This is a genomic window from Edaphovirga cremea, assembly GCF_003332275.1.
Classification (GTDB): domain Bacteria; phylum Pseudomonadota; class Gammaproteobacteria; order Enterobacterales; family Enterobacteriaceae; genus Edaphovirga; species Edaphovirga cremea.
In genome coordinates this window covers 324904-349973 of the sequence record NZ_QOVA01000004.1, presented here as the reverse complement: position 1 = coordinate 349973, position 25070 = coordinate 324904, and the positions used below count along the sequence as shown (strand labels likewise).

Sequence of the window (25070 nt, the reverse complement as noted above, 5' to 3'; positions counted from 1 at the left end):
ATATAGGTATCCAGGTGGCCAGCCAGTTCGATGATTTTTGCTTCCCACTCGGCTTCGCCTTCCAGTGCTCTCAGCGCTGAACCACGAACGACTGGCAGATCATCACCAGGGAAGTCATACGCAGAAAGAAGTTCACGAACTTCCATTTCTACCAGTTCCAGCAGCTCTTCATCATCAACCATGTCACATTTGTTCATGAATACGATGATGTAAGGAACGCCAACCTGACGACCCAGCAGGATGTGCTCACGGGTCTGCGGCATTGGGCCGTCAGTCGCAGCAACAACCAGGATAGCGCCGTCCATCTGCGCAGCACCGGTGATCATGTTTTTCACATAGTCGGCGTGCCCTGGGCAGTCAACGTGCGCATAGTGGCGAGTTGGGGTGTCATACTCAACGTGGGAAGTGTTGATGGTGATACCACGAGCCTTTTCTTCTGGCGCATTATCGATCTGGTCGAATGCACGCGCGTTACCGCCGTAGGTTTTAGCCAGAACGGTGGTGATTGCTGCAGTCAGGGTAGTTTTACCGTGGTCAACGTGGCCGATAGTACCAACGTTAACGTGCGGTTTTACACGTTCAAATTTTTCTTTAGACACGGCTATATTCCTTACTCTTGTGCTCTCTCACTCTGGAGAGAGCACTGGATCTTGATTTTTAAACCGTAAAAGTTATTTACCTTTACGGGATTCGATAACAGCTTGAGCGACGTTATTCGGCGCTTCAGCGTACTTCAGGAACTCCATTGAGTATGAAGCACGGCCCTGAGTCTGAGAACGCAGGTCAGTTGCATAACCAAACATTTCAGAAAGAGGAACTTGGGCACGAACAGTCTTACCGGTAGAAGTATCTTCCATACCTTCGATCATGCCGCGACGACGGTTCAGGTCACCGATAACGTCACCCATGTAATCTTCAGGGGTTTCGATCTCAACCTTCATAATCGGCTCAAGCAGAACTGGTTTTGCACGACCAAACGCGGCTTTAAACGCCAGTGATGCAGCCAGTTTAAACGCCAGTTCGGAGGAGTCAACATCATGGTAAGAACCGTAATGCAGACGAACCTTGATATCCACAACCGGGTAGCCCGCCAGAGGACCAGACTTAAGCTGTTCCTGGATACCTTTATCAACCGCTGGGATAAATTCTTTAGGAATTGAACCACCAACGATGTCGTTGACAAATTCGTAGCCTGGGCCACCCGCTTCCAGTGGCATCATGTCGATAACAACATGACCGAACTGACCACGACCACCAGACTGCTTGGCGTGTTTACCTTCAACGTCTTTAGCCGTTTCACGAATCGTTTCACGGTAAGCAACCTGCGGCTTACCTACGTTCGCTTCTACGTTAAATTCGCGACGCATACGGTCAACCAGGATATCCAGGTGAAGTTCACCCATACCTGCGATGATGGTCTGACCAGATTCTTCGTCAGTCCATACGCGGAATGATGGATCTTCCTTCGCCAGACGACCCAGAGCCAGACCCATTTTTTCCTGGTCAGCTTTGGTTTTCGGCTCAACCGCAACAGAAATTACCGGCTCTGGGAATTCCATACGCTCCAGAATGATCACGTTGTTCGGATCACACAGAGTGTCACCGGTAGTCACGTCTTTCAGACCGATAGCTGCAGCGATATCGCCCGCATGAACTTCTTTGATCTCTTCACGCTTGTTGGCGTGCATCTGAACGATACGGCCCAGACGTTCGCGCTGCGATTTGACCGAGTTCAGCACGGTGTCACCGGAGTTAACAACACCAGAATACACGCGGAAGAACGTCAGGTTACCCACGAATGGGTCGGTAGCGATTTTGAACGCAAGAGCAGAGAACGGCTCTTTATCATCAGAGTGACGAATTGCTGGCGTGTCTTTACCGTCGTCCAGAATACCGTTGATAGATTCAACGTCAGTCGGAGCTGGCAGGTATTCGACAACTGCGTCCAGCATTGCCTGTACACCTTTGTTCTTGAATGCAGAACCACAGGTAACCAGGATAATTTCGTTACGCAGAACGCGCTGGCGCAGAGCAGTCTTGATTTCTTCCTCGGTCAGCGTTTCGCCGCCCAGGTATTTGTCCATCAATTCTTCAGATGCTTCAGCAGCAGATTCAACCAGATTCTGGTGCCATTCTTCAGCCAGTTCTTGCATATCAGCTGGAATCTCTTCGTATTCGAAGGTCACGCCCTGATCGGCTTCGTTCCAGTTGATCGCTTTCATTTTCACCAGGTCAATAACACCGGTGAATTTTTCTTCTGCGCCAATCGCCAGTTGCAATGGAACTGGGTTAGCAGCCAGGCGAGATTTGATCTGGCCGACTACACGCAGGAAGTTAGCACCCATACGGTCCATTTTGTTAACGAACGCGATGCGTGGAACTTTGTATTTGTTAGCCTGACGCCATACAGTCTCAGACTGCGGCTGAACACCACCGACTGCACAATAAACCATAACTGCGCCATCAAGAACACGCATGGAACGTTCTACTTCGATGGTGAAGTCAACGTGTCCTGGGGTGTCAATGATATTGACGTGGTGTGGCTCAAACTGTTTAGCCATACCAGACCAGAAGCAGGTAGTCGCTGCAGAAGTGATGGTAATACCACGCTCCTGCTCTTGTTCCATCCAGTCCATGGTGGCGGCGCCGTCATGAACTTCACCGATTTTGTGGTTTACACCGGTGTAGAACAAAATACGTTCGGTAGTAGTAGTTTTACCGGCGTCGATGTGAGCGCTGATACCGATGTTACGATAGCGCTCAATGGGTGTTTTACGAGCCATTTGATTCCTCTATTCCTAGGGCGTTCATGTTCGGTTAACCCATGCGGGCAGACCGTAAACGGCGCCCGCATGGTTAGCATAACTATCGCGGACTGATTACCAACGGTAGTGGGCGAACGCCTTGTTGGCCTCTGCCATACGGTGAACGTCTTCACGTTTCTTGACAGCAGTACCTTTGTTCTCTGCTGCATCAGAAAGTTCGTTCGCCAGGCGAAGAGCCATGGATTTATCACCGCGTTTACGAGCAGCTTCAACGATCCAACGCATTGCCAAGGCATTACGACGAACCGGACGTACTTCAACTGGTACCTGATAAGTAGAACCACCAACGCGGCGAGACTTAACTTCTACAGTCGGGCGCACGTTGTCCAGAGCTACTTCGAAAGCTTCCAGATGGTTTTTACCAGAACGCTGAGCCAGGGTCTCCAGCGCGGTATAAACAATAGCTTCTGCAGTAGATTTTTTACCATCTACCATCAGGATATTTACAAATTTGGCCAGTAATTCGGATCCGAACTTAGGATCTGGCAGAATTTTACGTTGACCAATGACGCGACGACGTGGCATGGGAATACTCCGTGTTAATTCAGGATTGTCCAAAACTCTACGAGTTTATTTTGACATTCAAGGTGAAAATGTTTGGCCTTACTTAACGGAGAACCATTAAGCCTTCGGTTTCTTAACGCCGTACTTGGAACGAGATTGCTTACGGTCTTTAACGCCTGAACAGTCCAGTGCGCCGCGGACGGTGTGATAACGCACACCTGGCAAGTCTTTTACACGACCGCCACGGATCAGGATCACGGAGTGTTCCTGCAGGTTATGACCTTCACCGCCGATGTAGGAGGTAACTTCAAAACCGTTAGTCAGACGAACACGACATACTTTACGCAGTGCGGAGTTCGGTTTTTTAGGGGTGGTAGTATATACGCGGGTACATACACCACGTTTCTGCGGGCAGGCTTCCAGCGCTGGAACGTTGCTTTTAGCAGCCTTCACAGAGCGTGGTTTGCGTACCAGCTGATTAATTGTTGCCATTAAAAAGCTCCTGGTTTTTGCTTCGTAAACACGTGATAAATCGCCTCGTAAAGAGCATAGCTAAGAACGAGGACGCAGAATTTTATGGCTGACCTTCGAAGGTGTCAAGAAATATACAGCGTCGCACGCATTACCATGCCACTTGTTGCCGGTGTTTTACGGTTAAAGAGACGAAATCAGTATAGCCGATTACGGTGATTTTGTGTGAAATTTGACCAATCAGCCCACGAGCCAACAAATCTTCTTTCAGTGCGTAAACAGAGATGGGGGCGCGCAACACGGAGTCAAGGGCCGTACTGCCATTGACTCCCGCCAGAACCCCATCCTGCATGAGCAGGAGATCGTCCCCTTCACCAATCAATCGAAGCAAAGCAGACAAATCACAATGGTAAGGTGATGTTGCAAGGGTATAAAGCATTGGGCTATCCAGATTAAAATGTCATAACGGCATCATAGCCAGCCAGACATTGGCGAAGCTCGTCAGGATCCAATCTCTCTACAGGCAGAACCCAGTCATTGAGATGACCAAGCCCACGTGCCAACAACGAGGCATTGCAGATATAGCATCGCTCGACATCATAAAGCTGCAGTACGCCAAACGTAGCGATATAATTCCTTGCCAGGATTGCATCAGGTTGCTGGCCCGGTAGCAGTTGAAAAACGCCGTCACCAATAAAAAACACCCCAATGTCCTCCGTCAGTGCAGAAGTTGCAAGAAGAGCATCCAACCCCTCCCGTCCGGAGGATGAGCCGTGTGGTGGTGTCGTAAACAGGAAAGCAACACGCTTCATTGAACACCCCATCAGAACTGAACCATCCGATCGCAACTCAGTGAGGCCTGCGCCAGTTCACCTAGGCCGCTCAATGTAAACCCGGATTGAAGATTCGCCGACCCCAGCGCCAATTGGTCAGCCTCACGCTCATCGGTTACACCACGCCGCAAGGCGGCCGCGACGCACACGTTCAGCACCACGCCCTTTTCAAGCGCCAGGCGCTGCCACGCACGCACCAGATCGAACTCATCACTGGCCGGTGCGGTTAACTGATTGGCATTCAAAACGCCTTCACGGTAGAAAAAAACCGAATCAAGCTGCTGGCCTGATTCTATCAGTGCCAATGCAAACTGATAGGCGGCACTGGCTTGCTGAGTGCCGTATGCCGGCCCCGTCACCAGTAAAGAATAACGCAGCATATTACCGGTCAGTTCCCACAAGATCGCCGCTTTTGAATTGACGGATATACAGATAGACGGTGTGTTTGGATATATTCAACCGCTCAGCAACCTGATTGATCGCATCTTTAATATCGAAGATGCCTTTTTCATAAAGATTCAACACAACCTGACGATTCTTGGCGTTATTGGAGACATTGCGATCGGCATTCACCTCTTCAATAGTGAATTCCAACGTTTGTGCAACGAGGTCATCCACGGAGGAGGCAAAGTTGACAGACGGCGCCACTTCTTGCGTTTCAGGAGGCATAAAAGTCTGAATGATTTGCGAGAAAGGCACATCCAGGTTCATGTTGATGCATAAAAGCCCAATGACACGCTGATCGCGATTGCGAATGGCGATAGTCACAGACTTCATCAGCACACCGCTCTTGGCACGGGTAAAATAGGCGCGGGATACGCTGCTGTCAGCCCCGTTCATATCATGCAACATGCGCAGCGCCAAATCCGTAATTGGCGATCCTATTTTCCTGCCAGTATGTTCACCATTGGCGATACGCACTGCAGAGCACTTCAAATCTTCCAGGGAGTGCAAAACGATTTCACAATGCTCGCCAATTAGCATGGCCAGCCCATCCACAACGACTTCATAAGATTTCAGAATCTCATGATCCGTTTGGCTGAAAGGACGTTGATCCAGTAAATCAAGTTCACCGGGTTCGCTGGTTAAAAGCGAATTAGACATCGAAGATACCACCCTCTGCATAGATAGAGCCTGTCTGTATATCTATGGCCAGACTCGTCGCTCAATATCTTAAGGCCGCCAGTCTGGCAAAACCACCAGAATAACGTCCTTGCAATAACACATGTTACTGACGTTATGCCCAGCGGAGACTAGCGTCAAGTTTTCAAAATGAGTAGTCGGATAATTTCAGCCATTATTATGGGAATGGACCGATAAAAAAACCGCCGCGCAGAGTGCGGCGGCGGTCATATTTAATTCAGAACAAACCGTCAGCTTAGTTGGCTTTAGCTTTGGTATCCGCTGCTGCCGGATCTGCAGCAGCGGCTGGATTCGCTTCTGCATCTGCAGGTTTTTCAGCATTGGCGTCAGCTTTTGGTGCCGCTTTCACATCCAACAGTTCTACATCAAATACCAGCGTGGAGTTAGCTGGGATCCCTGGGACGCCAGTTTTGCCATAAGCCAGTTCTGGTGGGATGACCAACTTGATTTTCCCGCCTTTCTTGATGTGTTTCAACCCTTCGGTCCAACCTGGGATCACACCGTCCAGACGGAAAGAGAGCGGCTCACCACGGGTGTAAGAGTTATCAAACTCTGTACCGTCAGCCAGAGTGCCTTTGTAGTTAACTACAACGGTATCACTGTCTTTCGGTGCTTCACCGGTACCGACTTTCTCTACCTGATACAGCAAACCTGATTCCGTCTTCTTCACGCCTTTTTCTTTGGCGAAGGTATCACGGAATTGCTGGCCTTTCTCGGCATTGGCTTTGGCATCCTGCTCCATTTTCGCCTGGGCAGAGGCTTTCACACGGGCTTCAAAACCTTGCAGCGTTTTTTCGATCTCTTCGTCAGACAATTTGCTCTTGTTAGCAAATGCATCCTGAACACCAGAAATCAGTTGATCCTTATCCAGCGAGATCCCCAGTTTCTCTTGTTCTTTCAGAGAGTTCTCCATGTAACGGCCTAAAGACGCACCCAGCGCATACGCAGCCTGCTGGTCGTCATTCTTGAACTTGCTAGCAGTAGCTGCAGGGGCAGCAGTTGGTGCGGCAGCAGCATCCGTCGCTGGTGCAGCATCGGCAGCCATTGCCTGGGACGCATTCAGGGTCAGTGCCATCGTCGTTGCTAACAGTGTTACTTTAAAAAGTGATTTCATCCATTTCTCCCAAGGCTTAGGGCCTCTCACCCCAAACAACGATTATGTAAGTTCGCCGGGTACTATAACTGTCTGCGCGAAGACAAAACAATCTCTATACTAACCAAATCAGTTATATTCCGACCTTTTTTACGACAAGAAGTTTCGCATTGCCTGCAATCTGTTTCTCAATGATAGTTAATAAAGGGAAGTAACGGCTGGCTAAACGAAGTAATTGCACCATTTTACAGGTAGAATCGCGCAATTGACCGTGAATTCCTGGCAAAGATGGCGTTTTTAATCCGCAAAAGTTGAACGTCTTATCCTGACGCCGGGAAAGAAATCAAGAGGAATTGACCATGAACCAGAGCACACTCGAACAGAGGCTTGAGATGCTGGAAAGCCGTTTGGCTTTTCAGGAAGTGACGATCGATGAACTGAATTTGATTGTCACGGAACATCAGCTTGAAATGAGTAAGCTACGCGAGCACTTGCACTTGTTGACGGATAAATTGCGCGCCTCGCAGACCTCGATCATTGCCTCACAGGCTGAAGAGACCCCACCGCCCCACTACTGATATTTCCTTCAGTGAGTGCAACTACAGACACAAAAAAGGCGGCCAGGCCGCCTTTTTTGTCGTCAATGAATTGTGGTGAAACAATCACTGAGTCGGTGCGATTAGTGACAACCGCAACCACCGCCATTACCACAACCGCCTTTACCGTGCTCGTGATCGCCGTGACCATGACCACCACAGCAACCGTCGCCATGTTCGTGATCGTGGTGATGATCGTGCTCACCGTGAACGTGGCCATGAGCCAGTTCTTCTTCGGTTGCTTCACGAATTGCGACCACTTCAACGTTGAAATTCAGGCTCTGACCAGCCAGCATGTGGTTACCATCAACCACAACATGGTCGTCTTCAACTTCGGTGATTTCAACAGGTACCGGCCCCTGATCGGTGTCAGCCAGGAAACGCATACCTACCTGCAATTCATCAACGCCCATGAATACATCTTTGGGGACGCGTTGAACCAGGTTTTCGTCATAATCGCCGTAAGCTTCATTCGCGCCAACATGCACATCAAAACGGTCGCCCGCTTCGTGGCCTTCCAGCGCGTTTTCCAGACCTGCGATCAGAGAACCATGTCCATGCAGATAGTCCATCGGTGCACTCACCGGAGACTCATCAACCAAAACACCGTCTTCTGTACGTACTTGGTAGGCCAGGCTGACCACCGAGTCTTTTGCTACTTTCATGATATCTCCTACCGTTGGAAAGTAAATTGGCGCAGATTGTAGCGGAAATCTTTGCCGCTGTACCCTTCAGGATAAAAAATCGCGACGCATTACGCTACTCTGGATGGAAAATACCAATAACTTGCTCTTGCGGGCGGACATGCTGACTCACCTGTTCGTCGGTCTGGCGCTGATGGTGCCCACACTTGACGCACTCCACGACTTCGACCTGATCTTCACGCCATAATGCCAGCGTATCCAGTGCCTTACATTTAGGACATACGGCACCGGCGATGAAACGTTTTCGCGTTGCAGACATTGATATCACTCTCCAAAAAGAACCGCTCTGCCGGCATTTTTTTAACGTTAAAATGATCTGCCCGCACGATGAAGGTTACATTCTGTCACGCTCTTTCCAGTGAAGGAAGCGGGTCGCAACGTTGTACGGACGGTTCCGGATGAGACGTGACGACAGGCAACTCGTGTACTGGGGACAAAGGATGAGCCTCAACCTGAACGGGAGTGAATGCGTAAGCACGGATCCATTCACTATAACCTTTGACTAAAAACCCCTGACTGCGTAACTGATATTGCTCACGCTCCGCAAGGTACACCCTCCGCAAACCATACCAGGGAACACCGGGCAAATCGTGGTGAACCAAATGGTAGTTCAGATTCAAGAATAGCAGACGCCACGCCCAACCGGCTTCATTGATTGTTGAGCGCGCCTGCGGGGACTCCTCCGCCCGATGCTCGAAAAAAGAACGGACTTTGGTCAGACTCAATGAAGGATAACCAATCGCCAGCACGAAATAGAGGGGTGAAAGCCCAAAATTGACCATCCAATGTAATAGCAGCGCCAGCAGGATGATATGCGTGCCCCACATCAACATCACCCTGACTTTACGCTGCCATACTGCGCGCAGTGCATCTGCCAACGTACCCAGGATATCGAGCACGGGGCCAAGGGTCAGGCGGCCAATGAAGGTATTACGCAATCGGATAACGCGTTTCATCAGCGGAGGAAAACGTTGCCACTGCTGGGGAGTAAAATAGTAGCCTTCAGGATCTTCGCCCGGTACGGTCAGATGTTCATTGCGATGATGCTGAAGATGGCTGTCGCGGTAGAGTCCGTAGGGGTACCACACCGCCAGCGGTAACAGTCCAAAAAGCTGATTGACTCGTCGCCAGCGGGTGGGATGCCCATGAATCAGCTCGTGTTGCAGTGACATATACCAGGTAGTAAAAAGAATCAGCAAAGGCGTACCCAACCACAGTCCCAAATTATGCCAATTCATCACGACACCAAACCACCCGCTGTAAACGGTGGCTATCAACAGCCACGTAGGAAGTTCAAGGCGCCATCGCCACGAACGACGTAATTGCGCAATCCAGGCGCGTTGAGCGGGATGCAAATAGAATGAGGATGTTGTGTGAGAAGTCGGAGGCGTCATGGTTCATGATTCACACCATATAGTCGTTCTCCAGTATGTTTCAGCCCCTGCCACCCGCCAAATAACTAAAATCGCAATCGATTGATGCCAAATAGATAATGCCGCCCCTGACTGATGAGGAAGTCGCGGGCAGCACCGTGATTATTCGTATTCGTCCCAACCATCAAACTGACGGCGTTCATTGTGCATCTCGCGTTCAAAAATATCTTCCAATTCACGCCGCGCCTCTTTAACACGGGAAATCTGCGCTACGTCACCTTGATGTTGTGGCATCAATTCACGCAGCATACGCATATCCAACCGGCGAAAATGTTGCTGCGCACGGAACGCCTGATGCGGATGCATCCCCAATGATGTGAGCGCCTTACGCCCTAACTCCAACGCACTGGAGAACGTTTCACGCGAAAACTGGGTCACTCCCGCCTGCAATAATTCATGTGCCTCGACACGCCCACGTGCCCGCGCCAGAATCTGTAGGTTAGGGAAATGCTGCTGACAAAGATGCACCACTTTCAGGGTATCTTCCGGCTCGTTACAGGTAATGACGATGGATTTTGCTTTTTCGGCCCCGGCAGCACGCAATAACTCCAACTCCGTTGCATCGCCGTAATACACTTTGTGACCATATGCCCGCATCAGGCTCACTGCGCTGATATCACGTTCGAGAATAGTAATGCGCATTTTATTGGCAATCAGCAAACGGCCAATAACCTGGCCAAAACGACCGAAACCCACCACGATCACCTGCGGATCATCATCTTCCACATAGGGCTTTTCGTCATTTTCGTCGGATGCGTTATAACGTCGAGTGAGAATCTTATCGACGCCCTGCATCAGCAATGGCGTTGTCATCATCGACAGGGTCACCACCACCAGCAGCAGTGCCAACTGATCGCCAGAGATCACTTTCTGTGCCGCAGCTGCCGAGAAAAGCACAAACGCAAACTCACCGCCCTGACTGAGCACACCGGAAAATTGCAGTCGCATCGAACGACGCAACCCAAAGATTCGCGCCAACCCGTAAAGCACCGAACCCTTAACCGCCACCAGCACAATCACCCCAATCAGCACTCCGAGCACATGCGTATATAGCACGCCAAGGTTTAGCGCCATCCCCACTGAAATGAAGAACAGCCCTAGCAGCAGCCCTTTGAACGGTTCAATGGCAATTTCAAGTTCATGCTGATATTCACTTTCTGCCAGCAGAACGCCTGCGATAAAGGTACCCAGCGCCATGGAGAAACCCAGGGCATCCATAAACAGTGCTGCACCGAGAACCACCAACAATGCCGCCGCGGTGAATACTTCGCGTACACCAGATGTGACAATCATGCGAAACAGGGGCCGCAGCAAAAACCGTCCGCCAATCAACATGCCCGCGAAGGCAGCAATTTTCAGCGCGATTCTCTCCCAATCATTCCCGCCCTCACCGCCACCGGCGAGCAAAGGAATAATGGCTAACGCCGGGATAACCGCCATATCCTGAAATAGCAGGACTGAAAAACCGAGCTGACCGCCTTCATTGCGGATCATTCCCTTGTCTCTCATCAGTTGCAGCGCCATCGCGGTTGAAGACATTGCCAACCCAATTCCACCGATCACAGCCGCCTGCCAGGAAAAGTGCGACAAATACAATAAAGCGCAAAGCACCAGCGCGGTGATGGTCACCTGACCCGCACCCACGCCAAATATCGAACGCCGCAGTTGCCACAACTTGCCGGGATTCAGTTCCAGCCCGATGATGAACATCAGGAAAACCACGCCCAGCTCGGAGAAATGCAGTATTTCGTCCACATCCCGGATAAAACCCAGCCCCCACGGGCCAATGGCGATACCGGCCAGCAAATAGCCCAGAACAGCGCCAATACCCAAACGTTGGGCAATAGGGACAGCCACTACGGCGGCAAACAGGAACAGCAGAATCGCTGTTAACAACCCTGAACTCTCCATAATCAGCGCCCTCCACTTGGCAACGGTGACTGCAACCACTCGCCATACGCCTGCGCATGGCTTCTGAGAACATCAGGTTTTTGGCGGCGCGCCCAATAAATCACGAACGGCGACATCCAGTGCATATGGCACATACCCGCCGTCAGCTCGAAGGGACGCAGAATCTCGCTCATTGCATAGCGGTTATAGCCATTGGTACCGTAAGCCGCTTCCGGTTCGCCAGTGGTCACTACGGAGCGCCAATACTTGCCAGTAAGCGCATTACCGCCCACACCGCTGGCAAAACCGCGTGAGAGCACGCGATCGAGCCATTCCTTTAGCAGCGCCGGACAACTGTAGGTGTAAAGCGGGTGTTGAAACACGATAACTTTATGCTCACGCAACAGTTGCTGTTCGTAATGAATGTCGATGAAGAAATCCGGGTAGTGCGCGTAGAGATCGTGCACGGTGACATGCTCAAGCTGATGAGCCGGCTGAAGCAAAACCCGGTTCGCAACCGAATCTTGTGATTCCGGATGGGCATACAGCAGCAAAACCTTGGGTGGCTGCGACATCATTCCCTCCAAAGCGTCGTCAGGGTGCGGTTTTTCCGTTACCATGCTCCGCAAAGATTAAAAATAGGACGCTTTGCGTCTTGTAAACTTAATTTCAAATCAATTTAACATACTCTGAACATACGGCGCTTTATGATTGTTTTCTCCTCGCTACAAATTCGACGCGGTACTCGTGTCTTGCTGGATAACGCTTCAGCGACGGTTAATCCAGGGCAAAAAGTCGGTCTGGTAGGTAAAAATGGCTGTGGCAAATCTACCCTGCTGTCATTACTGAAAAATGAAATAAGCGCGGATGCTGGCAGCGTAACATTTCCCGGCAATTGGTCACTCGCCTGGGTAAACCAGGAGACCCCTGCGCTGGATATTCCAGCGATTGAGTATGTTATCGACGGCGATCGCGAATTCCGCCAGCTTGAATCCGAATTATCGGTCGCCAATGAAAAAAATGACGGCCATGCCATCGCGACTGTGCACGGTAAACTGGACGCAATCCAGGCGTGGACGATACGTTCCCGCGCCTCCAGTCTGCTGCATGGGCTTGGATTTTCGCAGAGTCAGTTGGGACAACCGGTGAAGGATTTTTCCGGGGGTTGGCGTATGCGTCTCAACCTCGCGCAGGCATTGGTCTGTCGCTCCGATCTTTTGCTGCTTGATGAACCCACCAACCACCTCGATCTGGACGCAGTAATCTGGCTTGAGCGATGGCTGAAGAGTTATCCGGGCACGTTGATCCTGATCTCGCACGATCGTGATTTTCTCGATCCGATCATTGATAAGATCCTGCATATCGAACAAATGACGTTAAACGAATACACGGGCAACTACTCGTCATTCGAACGTCAGCGTGCCACCAAACTGGCGCAGCAGCAGTCGCTCTATCAAAGCCAGCAGGAAAAAGTGTCACACCTGCAAAGTTACATTGACCGTTTCCGCGCCAAGGCCAGCAAGGCCAAGCAGGCACAGAGCCGGATAAAAATGCTGGAGCGCATGGAGCTGATTGCCCCTGCGCACGTGGATAATCCGTTCCATTTCAGCTTCCGGGAACCTGAAAGCCTGCCGACCCCTCTGTTGCAAATGGAAAAGGTCAGCGCGGGTTATGCTGACCGCATCATTCTGGACTCCATCAAACTGAATCTGGTTCCTGGATCGCGTATCGGCCTGCTGGGTCGTAACGGGGCGGGCAAGTCCACGCTAATCAAGTTATTGGCGGGAACGCTGGATCCCCTGAGCGGTAAAATTGGTCTGGCGAAAGGCATCAAACTGGGATATTTCGCCCAGCATCAGTTGGAATTTCTGCGGGCCGACGAATCCCCGTTGCAACACCTCAGTCGCATTGCGCCAAAAGAGTTGGAACAACAGTTACGTGACTATCTCGGCGGCTTCGGCTTCCGGGGCGATAAAGTCACTGAGGTGACGGAACGTTTTTCCGGCGGTGAGAAAGCGCGTTTGGTGTTGGCGCTGGTCGTTTGGCAACGGCCAAACCTGCTGTTGCTCGATGAACCGACCAACCACCTCGATCTGGATATGCGTCAGGCACTGACTGAAGCGCTGATCGATTTTGAAGGCGCATTGGTTGTGGTTTCGCACGATCGTCATCTGTTGCGTTCAACCACCGACGATCTCTATCTGGTGCACGATGGCAAAGTCGAGCCGTTCGATGGCGATCTGGAAGATTATCAACAGTGGATGGTCGATCTGCAACGGCAAGAAAGTCAGCAGGATGCCCCGCAGAAAGAGTTGACCGGGAATAGCGCGCAGGCGCGTAAAGACCAGAAGCGTCGCGAGGCGGAATTCCGCACGCAAACGCAGCCCCTGCGTAAGCAGATCGCCAAGTACGAACTGCAGATGGAAAAGGCGAGCGCCGAGTTGGCCGACGTTGAAAAACGATTGTCCGATTCTGATCTGTACGACATCAGCCGCAAGGCGGAGCTGAACGACTGCCTGCAACGGCAAACCAAAGCCAAAAATGCCCTGGAAGAGAGCGAAATGCACTGGCTTGAGGCGCACGAACAGTTGGAACAACTCACGCTGGCATTTAACGCTGACGAATAAAGAAACGGAGGCGCTGATTCAGCGCCTCCGCTTTCTATAAAAATCCCGCCTTCCCTAACAAAAATATTACTCCCGATAAAAAGGCGCATCACCCAGAATGGTGGCGCGATGCATAATGCGTCGTTGCGGCAAATAATCCGCATTGGCGTAGTGTTGCGTTACCCGGTTATCCCAGATCGCCACATCATTCTCCTGCCAGCGCCAGCGCACCTGAAACTCGGGTTTTGTGATATGGCTGAACAAGAACGACAGCAGCGCCGCACTCTCCTTCTCGGTCACATCCACGATCCGCGTAGTAAAACCTTCATTTACAAACAACGCCTGACGACCGCTTACCGGATGCGTTCGCACCACCGGATGGAGCAACGGCGGATTTTTCTCTTTCGCCAACAGCCAACGCTGATGATCTTCCGGCGTTTGACGATGCTTATACTCCTGGAATGACTTGGTGAAATCATGCTCCGCCTGCAAACCGCTCAGCAGATGGCGAAAAGGTTCTGACAGCGCCTCATAAGCAGCAATACCGCTGGCCCACAGTGTATCTCCGCCGGTAGCAGGCAGTTTTTTTGCAGCCAAAATGGCACCCAGCGGCGGCGTCTGAATGAACGTCACATCCGTATGCCAGTTATCATTGTCCGGCGGATTATTGTCATGGGTATCCAGAACGATAATTTCTTTACATTCAGCCGCATGCGGATAAACCGGATGAATATGCAAGTCACCGAAGCGACCGGCCAAATCACGCTGTTGCAACGGAGTGATGGGCTGATCGCGGAAAAACAGTACCTGATGCTTCAGCAATGCGTGATAAAGCTGTTCGAACTGGCTATCGCCCAATGGACGCGCCAGAGAAACATTCTCGACCTGAGCACCGATATGCGGCCCCAACGGGGTCACCTTCAAACGTTCGTTCATTGTTGTACTCCATGCCAAGGGGTTAGCCGGCGTTGCAGCGCGCGCAGACCCAACTCAAGACCAAAAGCGATTATCGCTATCACGCTGATCCCCGCGATGACCACGTCAGTGGCGAGAAACTCACCCGCCGATTGCACCATGAATCCCAAACCCTGGGTGGCAGCGATCAGCTCAGCCGCCACCAGCGTCGACCAGCCAACACCCAATCCAATGCGGATACCAGTCAGGATTTCGGGCAGCGCGCTGGGCAAAACCACATAACGCAATACCTGCCAGCGACTGGCACCCAATGCCCGCGCAGCACGAACCCGCACCTGTGCGACACTGCGTACACCTGCCACCGCCGATAACGTAACCGGCGCAAAAATCGCCAGATAGATCAGTAATATTTTTGACGTTTCCCCAATGCCAAACCAGATCACCATCAGGGGCAGATAGGCTAACGGCGGCACCGGGCGATAAATTTCAATCAACGGATCGAGAATGCCGCGCACGGTATCGTTCAGCCCCATCGCAATGCCGACCGGAATACCGATGATCACCGCCGCCAGCAGCGCAATCACAATCCGCGCCAGACTGGCGGTCAGATGCTGCCACAGCGTGGCATCCATAAAACCTTGTGGACTGGCGATGACCAGCAGTTGGTGCAAAACCTGCTGTGGTGCGGGGAGGAACAGCGGCGCAATCAGTTTCAGTTCCGTCACGCCCCACCAGATAAACAGCAGCGTCAGCAAGGTTGTGACGCTGAGCCAAACATTGCGCGGCAGGCGGAGGTTATTTTTTTTGCTGACATCAGGCGGTGACAGCGTGGCCGTTTTTATCGTCGAATGCAGGCTCATGTCAGCGCCTCACGTTGTTGGAAGACTTTGCTCAGAACATATTCGCGCTGGGCGATAAATTCCGGATCGGATTTGATTGCGCGACAGGGTTCTCCGTTGGCATAACGTTGACCAAAATTAAGCGACAGCCGCTCCACAATCTCACCCGGCCCCGGCGACAGCAGCAACAATTCACTGGCGAGAAATACGGCCTCCTCAATATCGTGAGTGATGAGCAAAATCTGTTTGCCCGTGTCACGCCAGATATTCAGCAACAGCTCCTGCATCTGTTCACGGGTAAAAGCATCAAGCGCACCGAAAGGCTCATCGAGCAGTAGCAGCCGCGGATCGGCAGCCAACGCGCGGGCGATACCGACACGCTGTCGCATACCCCCCGAAAGTTGCCAAATGAAATGCTGATCGTAGCCTTCCAGCCCCACGCGTTTCAGCATGCGCAGGGCCGTATTTCTGCGGGACTCCCGCGCCACGCCAGCCAGTTGCAGACCAAACTCAACGTTACTCACCACATCGCGCCACGGCAGCAAACCCTCATGCTGGAAAACGACCCCGCGATCGGCACCCGGTCCTTTCACAGGCTGGTCATCGAGCGTAATACTCCCCGACGACGGCTCGACAAATCCGGCAATCAGATTAAGCAGCGTCGTTTTACCGCAGCCTGACGGACCCAGAACGACCATCAGTTGTCCGGCAGCGATCTGTAACGAGATATCCTTCAACGCCGTTTTGCCGTCATATTGGGCAGTGAGATGAGAAACCTTGAGCATCAGCGATCTCCTCAGGACTGGGGTTCAGCCTGAACCTGTTTAACGAACTTGTCGGTCACGTAGTCGCTATAATCGCTGTCGACCTGGGGGATTTTGCCCTGCTGTTTCAGGAACTGGGCAGTATCCTGAATGGCTTGGTTAACGGGCTGACCCAACTGGGTAATCTGTTCAGCTACCGGGAGATAGCGGTTTCCCTTGACCAGTACGGGTACCTGCTCTGTCGGGACGCCGCTCAGTCGGGACAACGTACTCAGATTGCCGTTATCAGCCAGCCATTGCTCAGGCTGTTGCAGATATTTGCCTTGAGCCTGCAACGCGCTGCGGGCAAATGCGGTGACAACTTCAGGATGGGCCTGGGCAAAATCTTTTCTCACGACCCACACATCCAGCGTCGGTGCGCCCCATTTCCCTACCTGCTCCGAGTCGGTCAATACCTTGCCTTGTTTTTCCAGCTCATTTACAACAGGAGCCCAGACATAGGCGCCGTCAATGTCACCACGTTGCCAGGCCGCTGCAATGGCCGGTGGCTGCAAGTTAAGGATAGTGACCTGATCGGGACGGATACCCCAATGCTTGAGTGACGCCAGAAGACTGTAGTGCGTTGTGGAAATGAAAGGGACTGCGATGCGTTTCCCGATCAGATCTTTCGGGGAATTGATCTCTTTTTTCACCACCAGCGCTTCGGAACTGCCAAGCTCAGAGGCGATAAGAAAGACTTCGATAGGGAGTTTTTGACTGGCCGCCACCGCCAATGGGCTGGAGCCGATATTTCCGATTTGCACATCACCAGATGCCAGTGCACGCAAGACGCTGGAGCCACTGTCGAATTTTCGCCAGTCAACCTTCGCACCTGACGACTGTGCGAAGGTATTTTCAGCCTGTGCCACTTTTGCTGGCTCAGCAGAGGTCTGATACGCCACGATTACATCCACCGCGTGCGCACTCAGCGCGGTTACCGACAGCACCAATAATGCCAAACCGCGTATAGAGAAAGATTTGCTCGCCATAGTGTGCTCCAGAATAAAATTGTTTTTGTCAGGGGACGCGATTCGTCCTGATCACAGTTTTATCTGAGCAAAGCCACGGCAAGAAGTAATTAAAAATTATTCTTTATTCCATTTGGAAGTAAAGAGGCTATTTTCTTTCTACATTGCAGCACAAATGTTGCTAAATTGTTGATTCGCCTAAGCTGCACTAAAATCGACCCACTTTCCATCCGCCATACTGCTGTGCCGAACGGCATCAATAAATTTCATTCCGGCGACGCCATCGTCAATGCCGGGCAAAAGAGAACCGCTAAAAGGCTGACCGTCTATCGCTGCCCAAATTTGATCGGCGGCCTCGCGATAGATTTGTCCAAAGCCTTCCAGATAACCTTCGGGATGTCCGGCAGGAACACGCCCCATCGTCCGCACTTCGTCGCTTAACACCCCGCTGCCACGCGTCAGGCAATAAGCGGGCGCATTTCTCGGCCTGATCCACAGTTGATTCGGATTCTCTTGCTGAAACTCAAGGCTGGCCTCACTGCCATAGATCCGCAGCCGCAAACTGTTCTCGTGGCCGCTGGCGACCTGACTTGCCCAAAGACGGCCACGCGCACCGTTGGCGTAGCGCAGGGTCACACGGACATCGTCATCCAACGCTCTGCCTGCAACAACGGTTGCGAGTTCTGCGCTGAGGCTCTGCGGCAGCATGCCACTGACAAACGACGCCAATTGCCACGCATGAGTACCCACATCCCCAATGCAGCCCGCCCCCGCTTTCGCCGGTTCCCCGCGCCAGCTTGCCTGCTTATTGTCGGTCTGCTCAACCAATTCACTCATCCAGTCTTGCAGATACTCCACCTCGACAAAGCGAATCTCCCCAAGCTCACCGCTCAATACGCGTTGACGTGCTTCCCTAATGAGCGGATAGGCACTGTAATTATGGGTCAGGATAAACTGGCACTGGCTTTGTTTGACCACCGCCGCCAACTGGCTCGCCTGTTGCGCGTTTAGGCACAGCGGTTTATCGCAGATAACGTGGATACCCGCCTGTAAAAATGCCGTCGCCACGGGCGCATGCAAAAAGTTTGGCGTCACAATTGCCACAACATCAATGCCATCCGCCTCTTGTGCCGCCATCTTTTGGTAACTGGCGTAACAGCGGGCAGGATCGAGCCACAACGCTGCGCCAGTACGCTGGCAATTCTCCAGCGAAGAGGAAAAAGCCCCCGCGACCAATTCATAGCGGTCATCCATTCGGGCTGCCAGCCGATGTACAGCACCAATGAATGCGCCTTCACCTCCGCCAACCATGCCGAGGCGTAAACGCCGTTGTGGTTTCATTATTCCCTCTCCAATCCAAGCATGCGCCGGGCGTGTTGCAGGCCGTCAGCGGTAACGGCGAAATCATCAAAAGCGCGATCTGCCACCGGAATAATATGCTGTGTGATAAATGCAGCGCCTTCACGCGCACCTGTTTCACCGTCTTTCAGGCAGCATTCCCATTCCAGCGTTGCCCAGCCGGGAAAGTCATATTGCGCCAATTTGCTGAAAATAGCCGAAAAGTCGATTTGCCCATCCCCAGGAGAACGAAAACGCCCGGCACGATCCTGCCATGATTGATAACCGCCGTAGACGCCGCTGCGCCCTGACAATCGATACTCCGCATCTTTCACATGAAACGCCCGGATGCGGGAATGGTAGTGGTCGATAAACGCCAGGTAGTCCATCTGCTGTAAATGCAGATGGCTCGGATCGAAGAGAATATGGCAGCGAGGATGGTTATCCACCCCGGCAAGAAAACGTTCAAAGGTCACGCCATCATGCAGATCTTCGCCAGGATGCAACTCATAGCAAAGATCGACACCCGCCTCATCAAAGGCATCAAGAATCGGCCGCCAGCGGAGAGCCAACTCAGCGAAAGCCTCATCCAGCATAATGGCATTGCGCGGCGGCCAGGGGTAAAAATAGGGCCAGGCCAGTGAACCAGAAAACGTGGCATGTGCCGTCAATCCCAGTCTCTGCGAGGCCTGCGCCGCATTCTTGAGTTCGGAGACTGCCCAGGAATAGCGCCCTGCGGGATTCCCGCGCAGCGCTGGTGGGGCAAATCCATCGAAAGCCAAATCATACGCTGGGTGTACGGCGATCAACTGCCCTTGCAGATGGGTTGAAAGCTCGGAAATACACACGCCATGACCCGCTAGAATACCCTGAATATCATCACAATAGGTTTGGCTACTGGCTGCGAGTGTCAAATCAAAAATAGCGGGATTGCCCGTCGGCAGTTGTATCGCCTTGAATCCCAATCCGGCGGCCCACCCCGCCAGCCCGTCCAGCGTATTGAACGGTGCATCTTCTCCAATAAACTGAGCCAGAAAAATCGATGGCCCCTTGAGGGTTCTCATTGGTGTCTCCCGAATTATCTTATTGATTAAATCAAAAATTAACCGTCCGTTGGCTCTGAATCGACTCTTCGGCAGCCAACACAATGCGCAAACTATTTATCGCGTCTGTCAGATGTTGGCTGAGATCCTGACGGCTGCGGATAGCGGCAATAAAGAAAACCTGTTCACGCAGACACAGCTCCAGATGATCGGGTTCATCCTGACAGTCTATCCAGCGATCCTCGTGGATGAATTGCTGGTCAGCATCCAACTCTGCCAGATGCAGCCGCAACGACTCGGTTCGCGTATGGGAATCCACATTCGCCGACTGACCGCTCCCCGCCGCCTGCCGGGCGACAATGGATACCGCGCCTTTCGGCCCAATCACATCTTTGACGAAAAACGCCGTCTCACTGATCATCGGCCCCCAACCGGCCTCATACCAGCCGACGGAACCATCATCAAAACGTACCTGCAGTTGACCATAGTTCATTCTGCCCGTCGGTAACACTTCGGTGAGACGCGCGCCGATGGCACTGACACTCACCGGATTGGCTTGCGTCATCTGACACATCACATCCAGATAATGCACACCGCAATCAACGATCGGGGAAAGGGAATCCATCAAATGCCGGTGCACAGTCCACATGTCCCCCACGCTCTGCTGGTTGAGATTCATGCGCATTACCAAGGGCTTACCCAGCCCTTGTGCCAGTGCTATAAACTGTTGCCAGGAGGGATGATGTCGAAGGATGTAACCGACCACAACTTGCCGTCCGGCCTGTTTTGCAGCCTCCACTACCCGCTCTGCGCCAGCAACGCTGGTGGCAAGCGGCTTCTCCAAAAAGACGTGGCACCCTGCCGCCAACGCGGCTAACGCATACGCCTCATGCGTGTCGGGCCACGTCGACAGGCAAACCGCATCCGGTTGGGTGATACACAGCGCCTGCTCGAAATCATCGAATAACGGATACTCGCTTTCCAATAGTGCGTTGAGCTGCTGCTTTGAATCGCCGCGCGCCACCAGCCCACAAATTTCACAATCGGGCATCTGCTGATACGCCTGCGCATGGCTGCGGCCCATATTGCCGCAGCCCACGATCAACACCCGCAGCCTCGCTTCAGCGACCATTCTCTTTGGCCTCCTCTGGCGATTCGCGGTAGTTAAAGGTGAAGAAGAACAGCGTGGCAATCAGTAACGCGGCAATCGCCGGATACCACCAGAAGCTCTGCCACTGTGGTAATGCAGCTTCGCCTTGCGCCGTGACCATGCGGTTGAACAGCGCGCCACTGATCTGCGAACCGACCAGCATACCGATGCCGTAGGTGAACAGAACCAACAGACTTTGTGCCTGACCTTTCACCCGGCTGTCCGCCACTTTATCCGTATAGATGAAACCAATAACAAAGAAGAAGTCATAACATATGCCGTGTAACAGGATGCCTATGTAAACCATCCAACGCAGTTCTTCGTTGATACCAAAAGCAAACATCACATAGCGCAGGAACCAGGCCAGCATACCGATCAACAGCATATACTTGATGCCCAGATGACGGAAAAAGAACGGAATCAACAGCATGAAAAGCAGCTCTGACATCTGTCCCAACGCCATCACACCACCGACGTTTTCAAATCCAACCGCTGCAACGTATGGCGCGGCATAGGCGTAGTAGGCGGCCAGTGGAATAGAAATCAGCGTGGCGCAGATGATGAAAATCAGGAAATGGCGCTGTTTCAGCAAGGCAAAGGCATCGGCGCAGAATAGATCGCGTATCGCCATCGGTTTGCCTTTTTCTGGGGCAGGCGTGTTGGGAAGGGTAAAGCTATAAATCCCCAGCACCACTGACGCCACCGCAGCCAGCGTGAAAATACTGGTACTGTCCGACAGGCCGGTGGTGCCAACAATCAGTCCGGCAACAATCCAGCCGATGGTGCCAAACGCGCGGACGATCGGAAAACTTTTCTCGCTGCTTTTCAGGCTAAAAAAGGCAACATTATTGCTGAGCGCGATCGTCGGCATGTAGCACAGCATATAACCGAAAATCATCCACAAAAGCGCACCGGAATTGGCCGTGAACATCCCCGGTAGAATCCATAACAACACGGCGCCCACCAAATGCATAATGCCGAGCACTTTTTGCGATGCGAAGAAGCGATCGACCACCATACCGAGGAAGAATGGCGACAAAATGGAGGCGATAGGCCCGATGGAATAGGCATCACCGATGATCGCCGACAAACCATATTTCCCCATCACCACGCCCAGAGTGACATACCAGGCACCCCACACAAAAAACTGTAGAAACATCATGAGCGCGAGACGTGGAACTACCCATTTATGCTGGATTTTACTGGCCGACTGAACCACTGTTTGTGATGACATAACTCCCCCGAAGGTTTGTGACAAAGTGGAGAAATTCCATGAACATAGACAACATTGCGGTTTGTAATCGATTTCATTTCTGCTATATCTGAATGTAATCGATTTCTTTTTTTCGGCCACACGGCTACTGTATTAATTAATTATATGTGCTGGTTTTGTAACCAATCTCACACTTCATACAACTCCCAGACAAAAATGGAATCTTATGTCTATCGATGAAGTTGCGAAAAAAGCGGGTGTATCGACGGCTACCGTATCGCGGGTATTGAATGCGCATGCGGGTGTCAGACCAACTACCCGTGAACGGGTATTGGTCGCGATCCGTGAATGCGACTATCAACCAAATCTACTGGCCCGCCAACTACGCACCGCAAGAAGCCGCATGCTGCTGGTACTGGTGTCGAACATCACCAACCCCTTCTGCTCGTTAGTGGTTCGCGGGATCGAAGAAGAAGCTGAAAAGCAGGGTTATCACATCTTGCTGTGTAATTCGGAATCCAAACTGACGCGCGAATCGGCCTACCTTGGGCTGCTGAGTGGTAAGGTCGTGGATGGGGTGATCACCATGGATGCGATCAGTTGTCTGCCGGGTTTAACAACAATGATTGGTGACTTCCCGTGGGTGCAATGCGGTGAAGGCGATCCGGGTATCGATGCATCTTCGGTGACGATTGATAACGCCGAGGCTGCGCGGGCCGGTGTCACGTTCCTGGCGAAAAAAGGCAGAAGCCGCATTGCGCTAATCAACAGTGATATGCGTTATCTCTATGCGGAACAACGGGAACACGGGTATCGGCAGGCGCTGGCTGAATGGGGGCTCGATTACTGTCAGATCGAATACGTGGATAATCTGGATTACAGGGAAGGCGCAAAAGCCATGCGTAATCTGCTGGCACTGCCGCAACCGCCGGATGCGGTTTTCGCTGTATCAGACGTCATTGCCGGTGGCGCGCTTAGCGTAGCGCATCAACTGGGCCTGGCTGTCCCGCAGGATCTGGCGCTGCTCGGCTTTGACGGTGTACCGTTTGGTAACGTGACGTCGCCGCCACTGTCAACCATTCAGCAGCCGATGCATCTTCTCGGCGTACGCAGCGTTCAGTTATTGATTGCCAAAATTAAAGACCACCGACAGCCAGTGGTCAATGAAGTGCTGGGCTGGCAATTAATCGAGCGGGGTTCCGCTTGAGCCCCTAAATCAGAATCTCGCCGCGCAAAAACAGCCGGGCGTAGCCGCCAATCAGCGTCCGCTCACCCTGTTGCTGGCAAAACAATTCCCCGCCACGTGCCGAGATCTGATGGGCTACCGCTGAATCGCGCCCCAGGCGGGACTGCCAATAGGGCATCAACGTGCAGTGTGCCGAGCCGGTAACCGGGTCTTCACTGCGATCCAGACTGAAATAGCGCGAGACAAAATCCACCCTGTCGCCCGGTGCCGTAACGATGACGCCTTGCCCAACATGGTCGATCAACGTCGCAATGGCGGGCTGCAACTCACGTACCTGCCGTTCATTCTCCAGAACGGCCATCAGTGCCTTGGCTTGCCAGACTTCCTGCGGTTTTATTCCCAGCAGCGCAGAGAAACCGGCGGGCGAATCGATGCAAACCGCAGGACGTGACGGGAAATCCAGCCACAACTTATCGCGATCGCTGTCTTGTCGCGTCACCCGCAGAACCCCACTCGCGGACCGGAAACACAACTCATTCCGCTCCGGGCTAACCTCACTGAAAATCACCCTCGCCGCGGCCAGCGTCGCATGCCCACAGAGATCCACTTCCCTGCCCGGCGTAAACCAGCGCAACGCCAACATTTCCCCGTCTTCCCAGACAAAGCAGGTTTCCGGCAGATTGAGTTCTGCGGCGATGCCCTGCAATTGTCGAGTTTCCAGCGGTTTTTCCAGCAAGCACACGCCAGCCGGATTACCGGCCAACCCCTCACCAACAAACGCTGCAACTTGAAAATAACGCATAGTTATCGCCTTGTGTCCTTGGTTCGGTGAAACGCTGTCCTTAAATTCAGTGAAATCCTGCCATCAGTGCCAAATCAGCAGAACGCAGGCTGCGGTCAGAATACCCATGGAAATATTGAAGGTGAACCATGCCCGGCGACTACGCAGCAATTGGCCAATTACCGTTCCAAACCCCAGCCAGATAATCCCGGAAACCAGATTCACCAACATGAGACCGATACTTATCGCCACGACAGAATGATGATATTCCGCCCCCGCCAGGCTAAAACTGGCAACAGCGCCCAACGCCATCAACCAGGCTTTTGGATTTAGAAACTGTAATAACCACCCCTGATAAAAACGAATCGGTCTTGCGGGCGCAGTTCCGGTTTCCAGCTTCTCATAGGCTGAGGTCGCAATTTTCCAGGCCAGCCATAAAAGGTACAAGCTCCCGAGAATTTTGAGAATAAGATGCAGGGAAGGATAAAGCAGAATCAGGCTACCCACGCCGAAAGCGACCAGCAGCAAAATACTCTGCATTCCTAGCATAATACCGATCATCAACCACAATGAACGGACAAAGCCAAAATTGGCACCAGATGTCGTGAGTAGCATGTTGTTGGGTCCGGGAGTAATTGCCGCGACCCAAAGAAATCCTAACATTGAAAGAAAAAGACTCAGTTCCATGAAACGGGTGCTCCTCACCCCAGGGTGTGCGATACCATTGAAACTAACA

The 25070-nt window shown here is 52.3% G+C and carries 27 protein-coding genes; 3 read left to right on the top strand and 24 right to left on the bottom strand.

Features of this window, described 5'->3' with window-relative positions; genetic code table 11:
* From DRI82_RS08595 to fkpA, 9 genes are all read right to left on the bottom strand, one after another.
* Window positions 1-599, bottom strand: a 599-nt coding sequence (locus tag DRI82_RS08595; RefSeq protein ID WP_114193084.1) for a GTP-binding protein, incomplete at its 3' end; no start/stop codon positions are given.
* Between the two features lie 72 nt (window positions 600-671).
* Window positions 672-2783, bottom strand: coding sequence for an elongation factor G (gene fusA, locus DRI82_RS08590; RefSeq protein ID WP_114193083.1), 2112 nt, complete (start codon window positions 2781-2783; stop codon window positions 672-674).
* Window positions 2784-2879: 96 nt separating this feature from the next.
* Window positions 2880-3350, bottom strand: coding sequence for a 30S ribosomal protein S7 (rpsG, locus tag DRI82_RS08585; RefSeq protein ID WP_114193082.1), 471 nt, complete (start codon window positions 3348-3350; stop codon window positions 2880-2882).
* A gap of 96 nt (window positions 3351-3446) precedes the next feature.
* Window positions 3447-3821, bottom strand: a complete 375-nt coding sequence (rpsL, locus tag DRI82_RS08580; protein ID WP_025122329.1) for a 30S ribosomal protein S12 — start codon at window positions 3819-3821, stop codon at window positions 3447-3449.
* 130 nt (window positions 3822-3951) lie between these two features.
* The gene (tusB, locus tag DRI82_RS08575; protein ID WP_114193081.1) at window positions 3952-4239 is read right to left on the bottom strand and encodes a sulfurtransferase complex subunit TusB; all 288 of its coding nucleotides are present in this window, start codon (window positions 4237-4239) and stop codon (window positions 3952-3954) included.
* Between the two features lie 13 nt (window positions 4240-4252).
* The gene (tusC, locus tag DRI82_RS08570; protein WP_114193080.1) at window positions 4253-4612 is read right to left on the bottom strand and encodes a sulfurtransferase complex subunit TusC; all 360 of its coding nucleotides are present in this window, start codon (window positions 4610-4612) and stop codon (window positions 4253-4255) included.
* Between the two features lie 11 nt (window positions 4613-4623).
* Window positions 4624-5013 carry a sulfurtransferase complex subunit TusD gene (tusD, locus tag DRI82_RS08565; protein WP_114193099.1) on the bottom strand — a complete coding sequence of 130 codons (390 nt, stop codon included), beginning with the start codon at window positions 5011-5013 and terminating at the stop codon, window positions 4624-4626.
* Between the two features lies 1 nt (window position 5014).
* Entirely contained in the window at window positions 5015-5737 is a 723-nt protein-coding gene (locus DRI82_RS08560; RefSeq protein ID WP_170138688.1) for a helix-turn-helix transcriptional regulator, read from the bottom strand.
* A 274-nt stretch (window positions 5738-6011) separates the two neighbouring features.
* Window positions 6012-6890, bottom strand: coding sequence for an FKBP-type peptidyl-prolyl cis-trans isomerase (fkpA, locus tag DRI82_RS08555; RefSeq protein ID WP_114193079.1), 879 nt, complete (start codon window positions 6888-6890; stop codon window positions 6012-6014).
* A gap of 338 nt (window positions 6891-7228) precedes the next feature.
* On the opposite strand from fkpA, the gene DRI82_RS08550 reads away from it, so the two are divergent.
* Window positions 7229-7447, top strand: coding sequence for a protein SlyX (locus DRI82_RS08550; protein WP_114193078.1), 219 nt, complete (start codon window positions 7229-7231; stop codon window positions 7445-7447).
* Window positions 7448-7548: 101 nt separating this feature from the next.
* Here the strand turns inward: DRI82_RS08550 and slyD are convergent, their stop codons facing one another.
* The 5 genes from slyD to kefG all read right to left on the bottom strand — a co-directional run bounded on the left by slyD (window position 7549) and on the right by kefG (window position 12067).
* The gene (slyD, locus tag DRI82_RS08545; protein ID WP_114193077.1) at window positions 7549-8130 is read right to left on the bottom strand and encodes a peptidylprolyl isomerase; all 582 of its coding nucleotides are present in this window, start codon (window positions 8128-8130) and stop codon (window positions 7549-7551) included.
* Between the two features lie 94 nt (window positions 8131-8224).
* A complete protein-coding gene (locus DRI82_RS08540; RefSeq protein ID WP_114193076.1) occupies window positions 8225-8428 on the bottom strand; it encodes a YheV family putative zinc ribbon protein in 204 nt (67 codons plus the stop codon).
* An 85-nt stretch (window positions 8429-8513) separates the two neighbouring features.
* Window positions 8514-9563, bottom strand: a complete 1050-nt coding sequence (locus tag DRI82_RS08535; protein WP_114193075.1) for a fatty acid desaturase — start codon at window positions 9561-9563, stop codon at window positions 8514-8516.
* 141 nt (window positions 9564-9704) lie between these two features.
* Entirely contained in the window at window positions 9705-11513 is a 1809-nt protein-coding gene (kefB, locus tag DRI82_RS08530; RefSeq protein WP_114193074.1) for a glutathione-regulated potassium-efflux system protein KefB, read from the bottom strand.
* 2 nt (window positions 11514-11515) lie between these two features.
* Window positions 11516-12067, bottom strand: coding sequence for a glutathione-regulated potassium-efflux system ancillary protein KefG (kefG, locus tag DRI82_RS08525; protein ID WP_170138690.1), 552 nt, complete (start codon window positions 12065-12067; stop codon window positions 11516-11518).
* Window positions 12068-12199: 132 nt separating this feature from the next.
* Here kefG and DRI82_RS08520 point away from each other — a divergent pair, with 132 nt between their 5' ends.
* Window positions 12200-14119, top strand: coding sequence for an ABC transporter ATP-binding protein (locus tag DRI82_RS08520; protein WP_114193073.1), 1920 nt, complete (start codon window positions 12200-12202; stop codon window positions 14117-14119).
* Between the two features lie 66 nt (window positions 14120-14185).
* On the opposite strand, the gene tauD is transcribed toward DRI82_RS08520, so the two are convergent.
* The 8 genes from tauD to DRI82_RS08480 form a co-directional block, all read right to left on the bottom strand.
* A complete protein-coding gene (gene tauD / locus DRI82_RS08515) occupies window positions 14186-15034 on the bottom strand; it encodes a taurine dioxygenase (RefSeq protein ID WP_114193072.1) in 849 nt (282 codons plus the stop codon).
* Entirely contained in the window at window positions 15031-15873 is an 843-nt protein-coding gene (gene tauC / locus DRI82_RS08510; protein WP_114193071.1) for a taurine ABC transporter permease TauC, read from the bottom strand. The genes tauD and tauC overlap by 4 nt, the downstream gene beginning before the upstream one ends.
* Window positions 15870-16637, bottom strand: coding sequence for a taurine ABC transporter ATP-binding subunit (gene tauB, locus DRI82_RS08505; protein ID WP_114193070.1), 768 nt, complete (start codon window positions 16635-16637; stop codon window positions 15870-15872). Before tauB ends, tauC begins: the two co-directional genes overlap by 4 nt.
* Window positions 16638-16648: 11 nt before the next feature.
* Entirely contained in the window at window positions 16649-17644 is a 996-nt protein-coding gene (tauA, locus tag DRI82_RS08500) for a taurine ABC transporter substrate-binding protein (protein ID WP_114193069.1), read from the bottom strand.
* 177 nt (window positions 17645-17821) lie between these two features.
* A complete protein-coding gene (locus DRI82_RS08495; RefSeq protein WP_114193068.1) occupies window positions 17822-18964 on the bottom strand; it encodes a Gfo/Idh/MocA family protein in 1143 nt (380 codons plus the stop codon).
* Entirely contained in the window at window positions 18964-20025 is a 1062-nt protein-coding gene (locus DRI82_RS08490; RefSeq protein ID WP_114193067.1) for a sugar phosphate isomerase/epimerase family protein, read from the bottom strand. The genes DRI82_RS08495 and DRI82_RS08490 overlap by 1 nt, the downstream gene beginning before the upstream one ends.
* 31 nt (window positions 20026-20056) lie before the next feature.
* Window positions 20057-21136, bottom strand: coding sequence for a Gfo/Idh/MocA family protein (locus DRI82_RS08485; protein WP_114193066.1), 1080 nt, complete (start codon window positions 21134-21136; stop codon window positions 20057-20059).
* Complete coding sequence (locus tag DRI82_RS08480; RefSeq protein ID WP_114193065.1) at window positions 21126-22388, bottom strand: MFS transporter; 1263 nt, start codon at window positions 22386-22388, stop codon at window positions 21126-21128. Before DRI82_RS08480 ends, DRI82_RS08485 begins: the two co-directional genes overlap by 11 nt.
* 205 nt (window positions 22389-22593) lie before the next feature.
* Between DRI82_RS08480 and DRI82_RS08475 the strand changes: the two genes are divergently transcribed.
* Entirely contained in the window at window positions 22594-23574 is a 981-nt protein-coding gene (locus DRI82_RS08475) for a LacI family DNA-binding transcriptional regulator (RefSeq protein ID WP_114193064.1), read from the top strand.
* A gap of 4 nt (window positions 23575-23578) precedes the next feature.
* On the opposite strand, the gene DRI82_RS08470 is transcribed toward DRI82_RS08475, so the two are convergent.
* Together DRI82_RS08470 and DRI82_RS08465 are read right to left on the bottom strand one after the other, a co-directional pair.
* The gene (locus DRI82_RS08470; protein ID WP_114193063.1) at window positions 23579-24361 is read right to left on the bottom strand and encodes a PhzF family phenazine biosynthesis protein; all 783 of its coding nucleotides are present in this window, start codon (window positions 24359-24361) and stop codon (window positions 23579-23581) included.
* 57 nt (window positions 24362-24418) lie between these two features.
* A complete protein-coding gene (locus tag DRI82_RS08465; RefSeq protein ID WP_114193062.1) occupies window positions 24419-25021 on the bottom strand; it encodes a LysE family translocator in 603 nt (200 codons plus the stop codon).
* Window positions 25022-25070 lie beyond the last annotated feature (49 nt).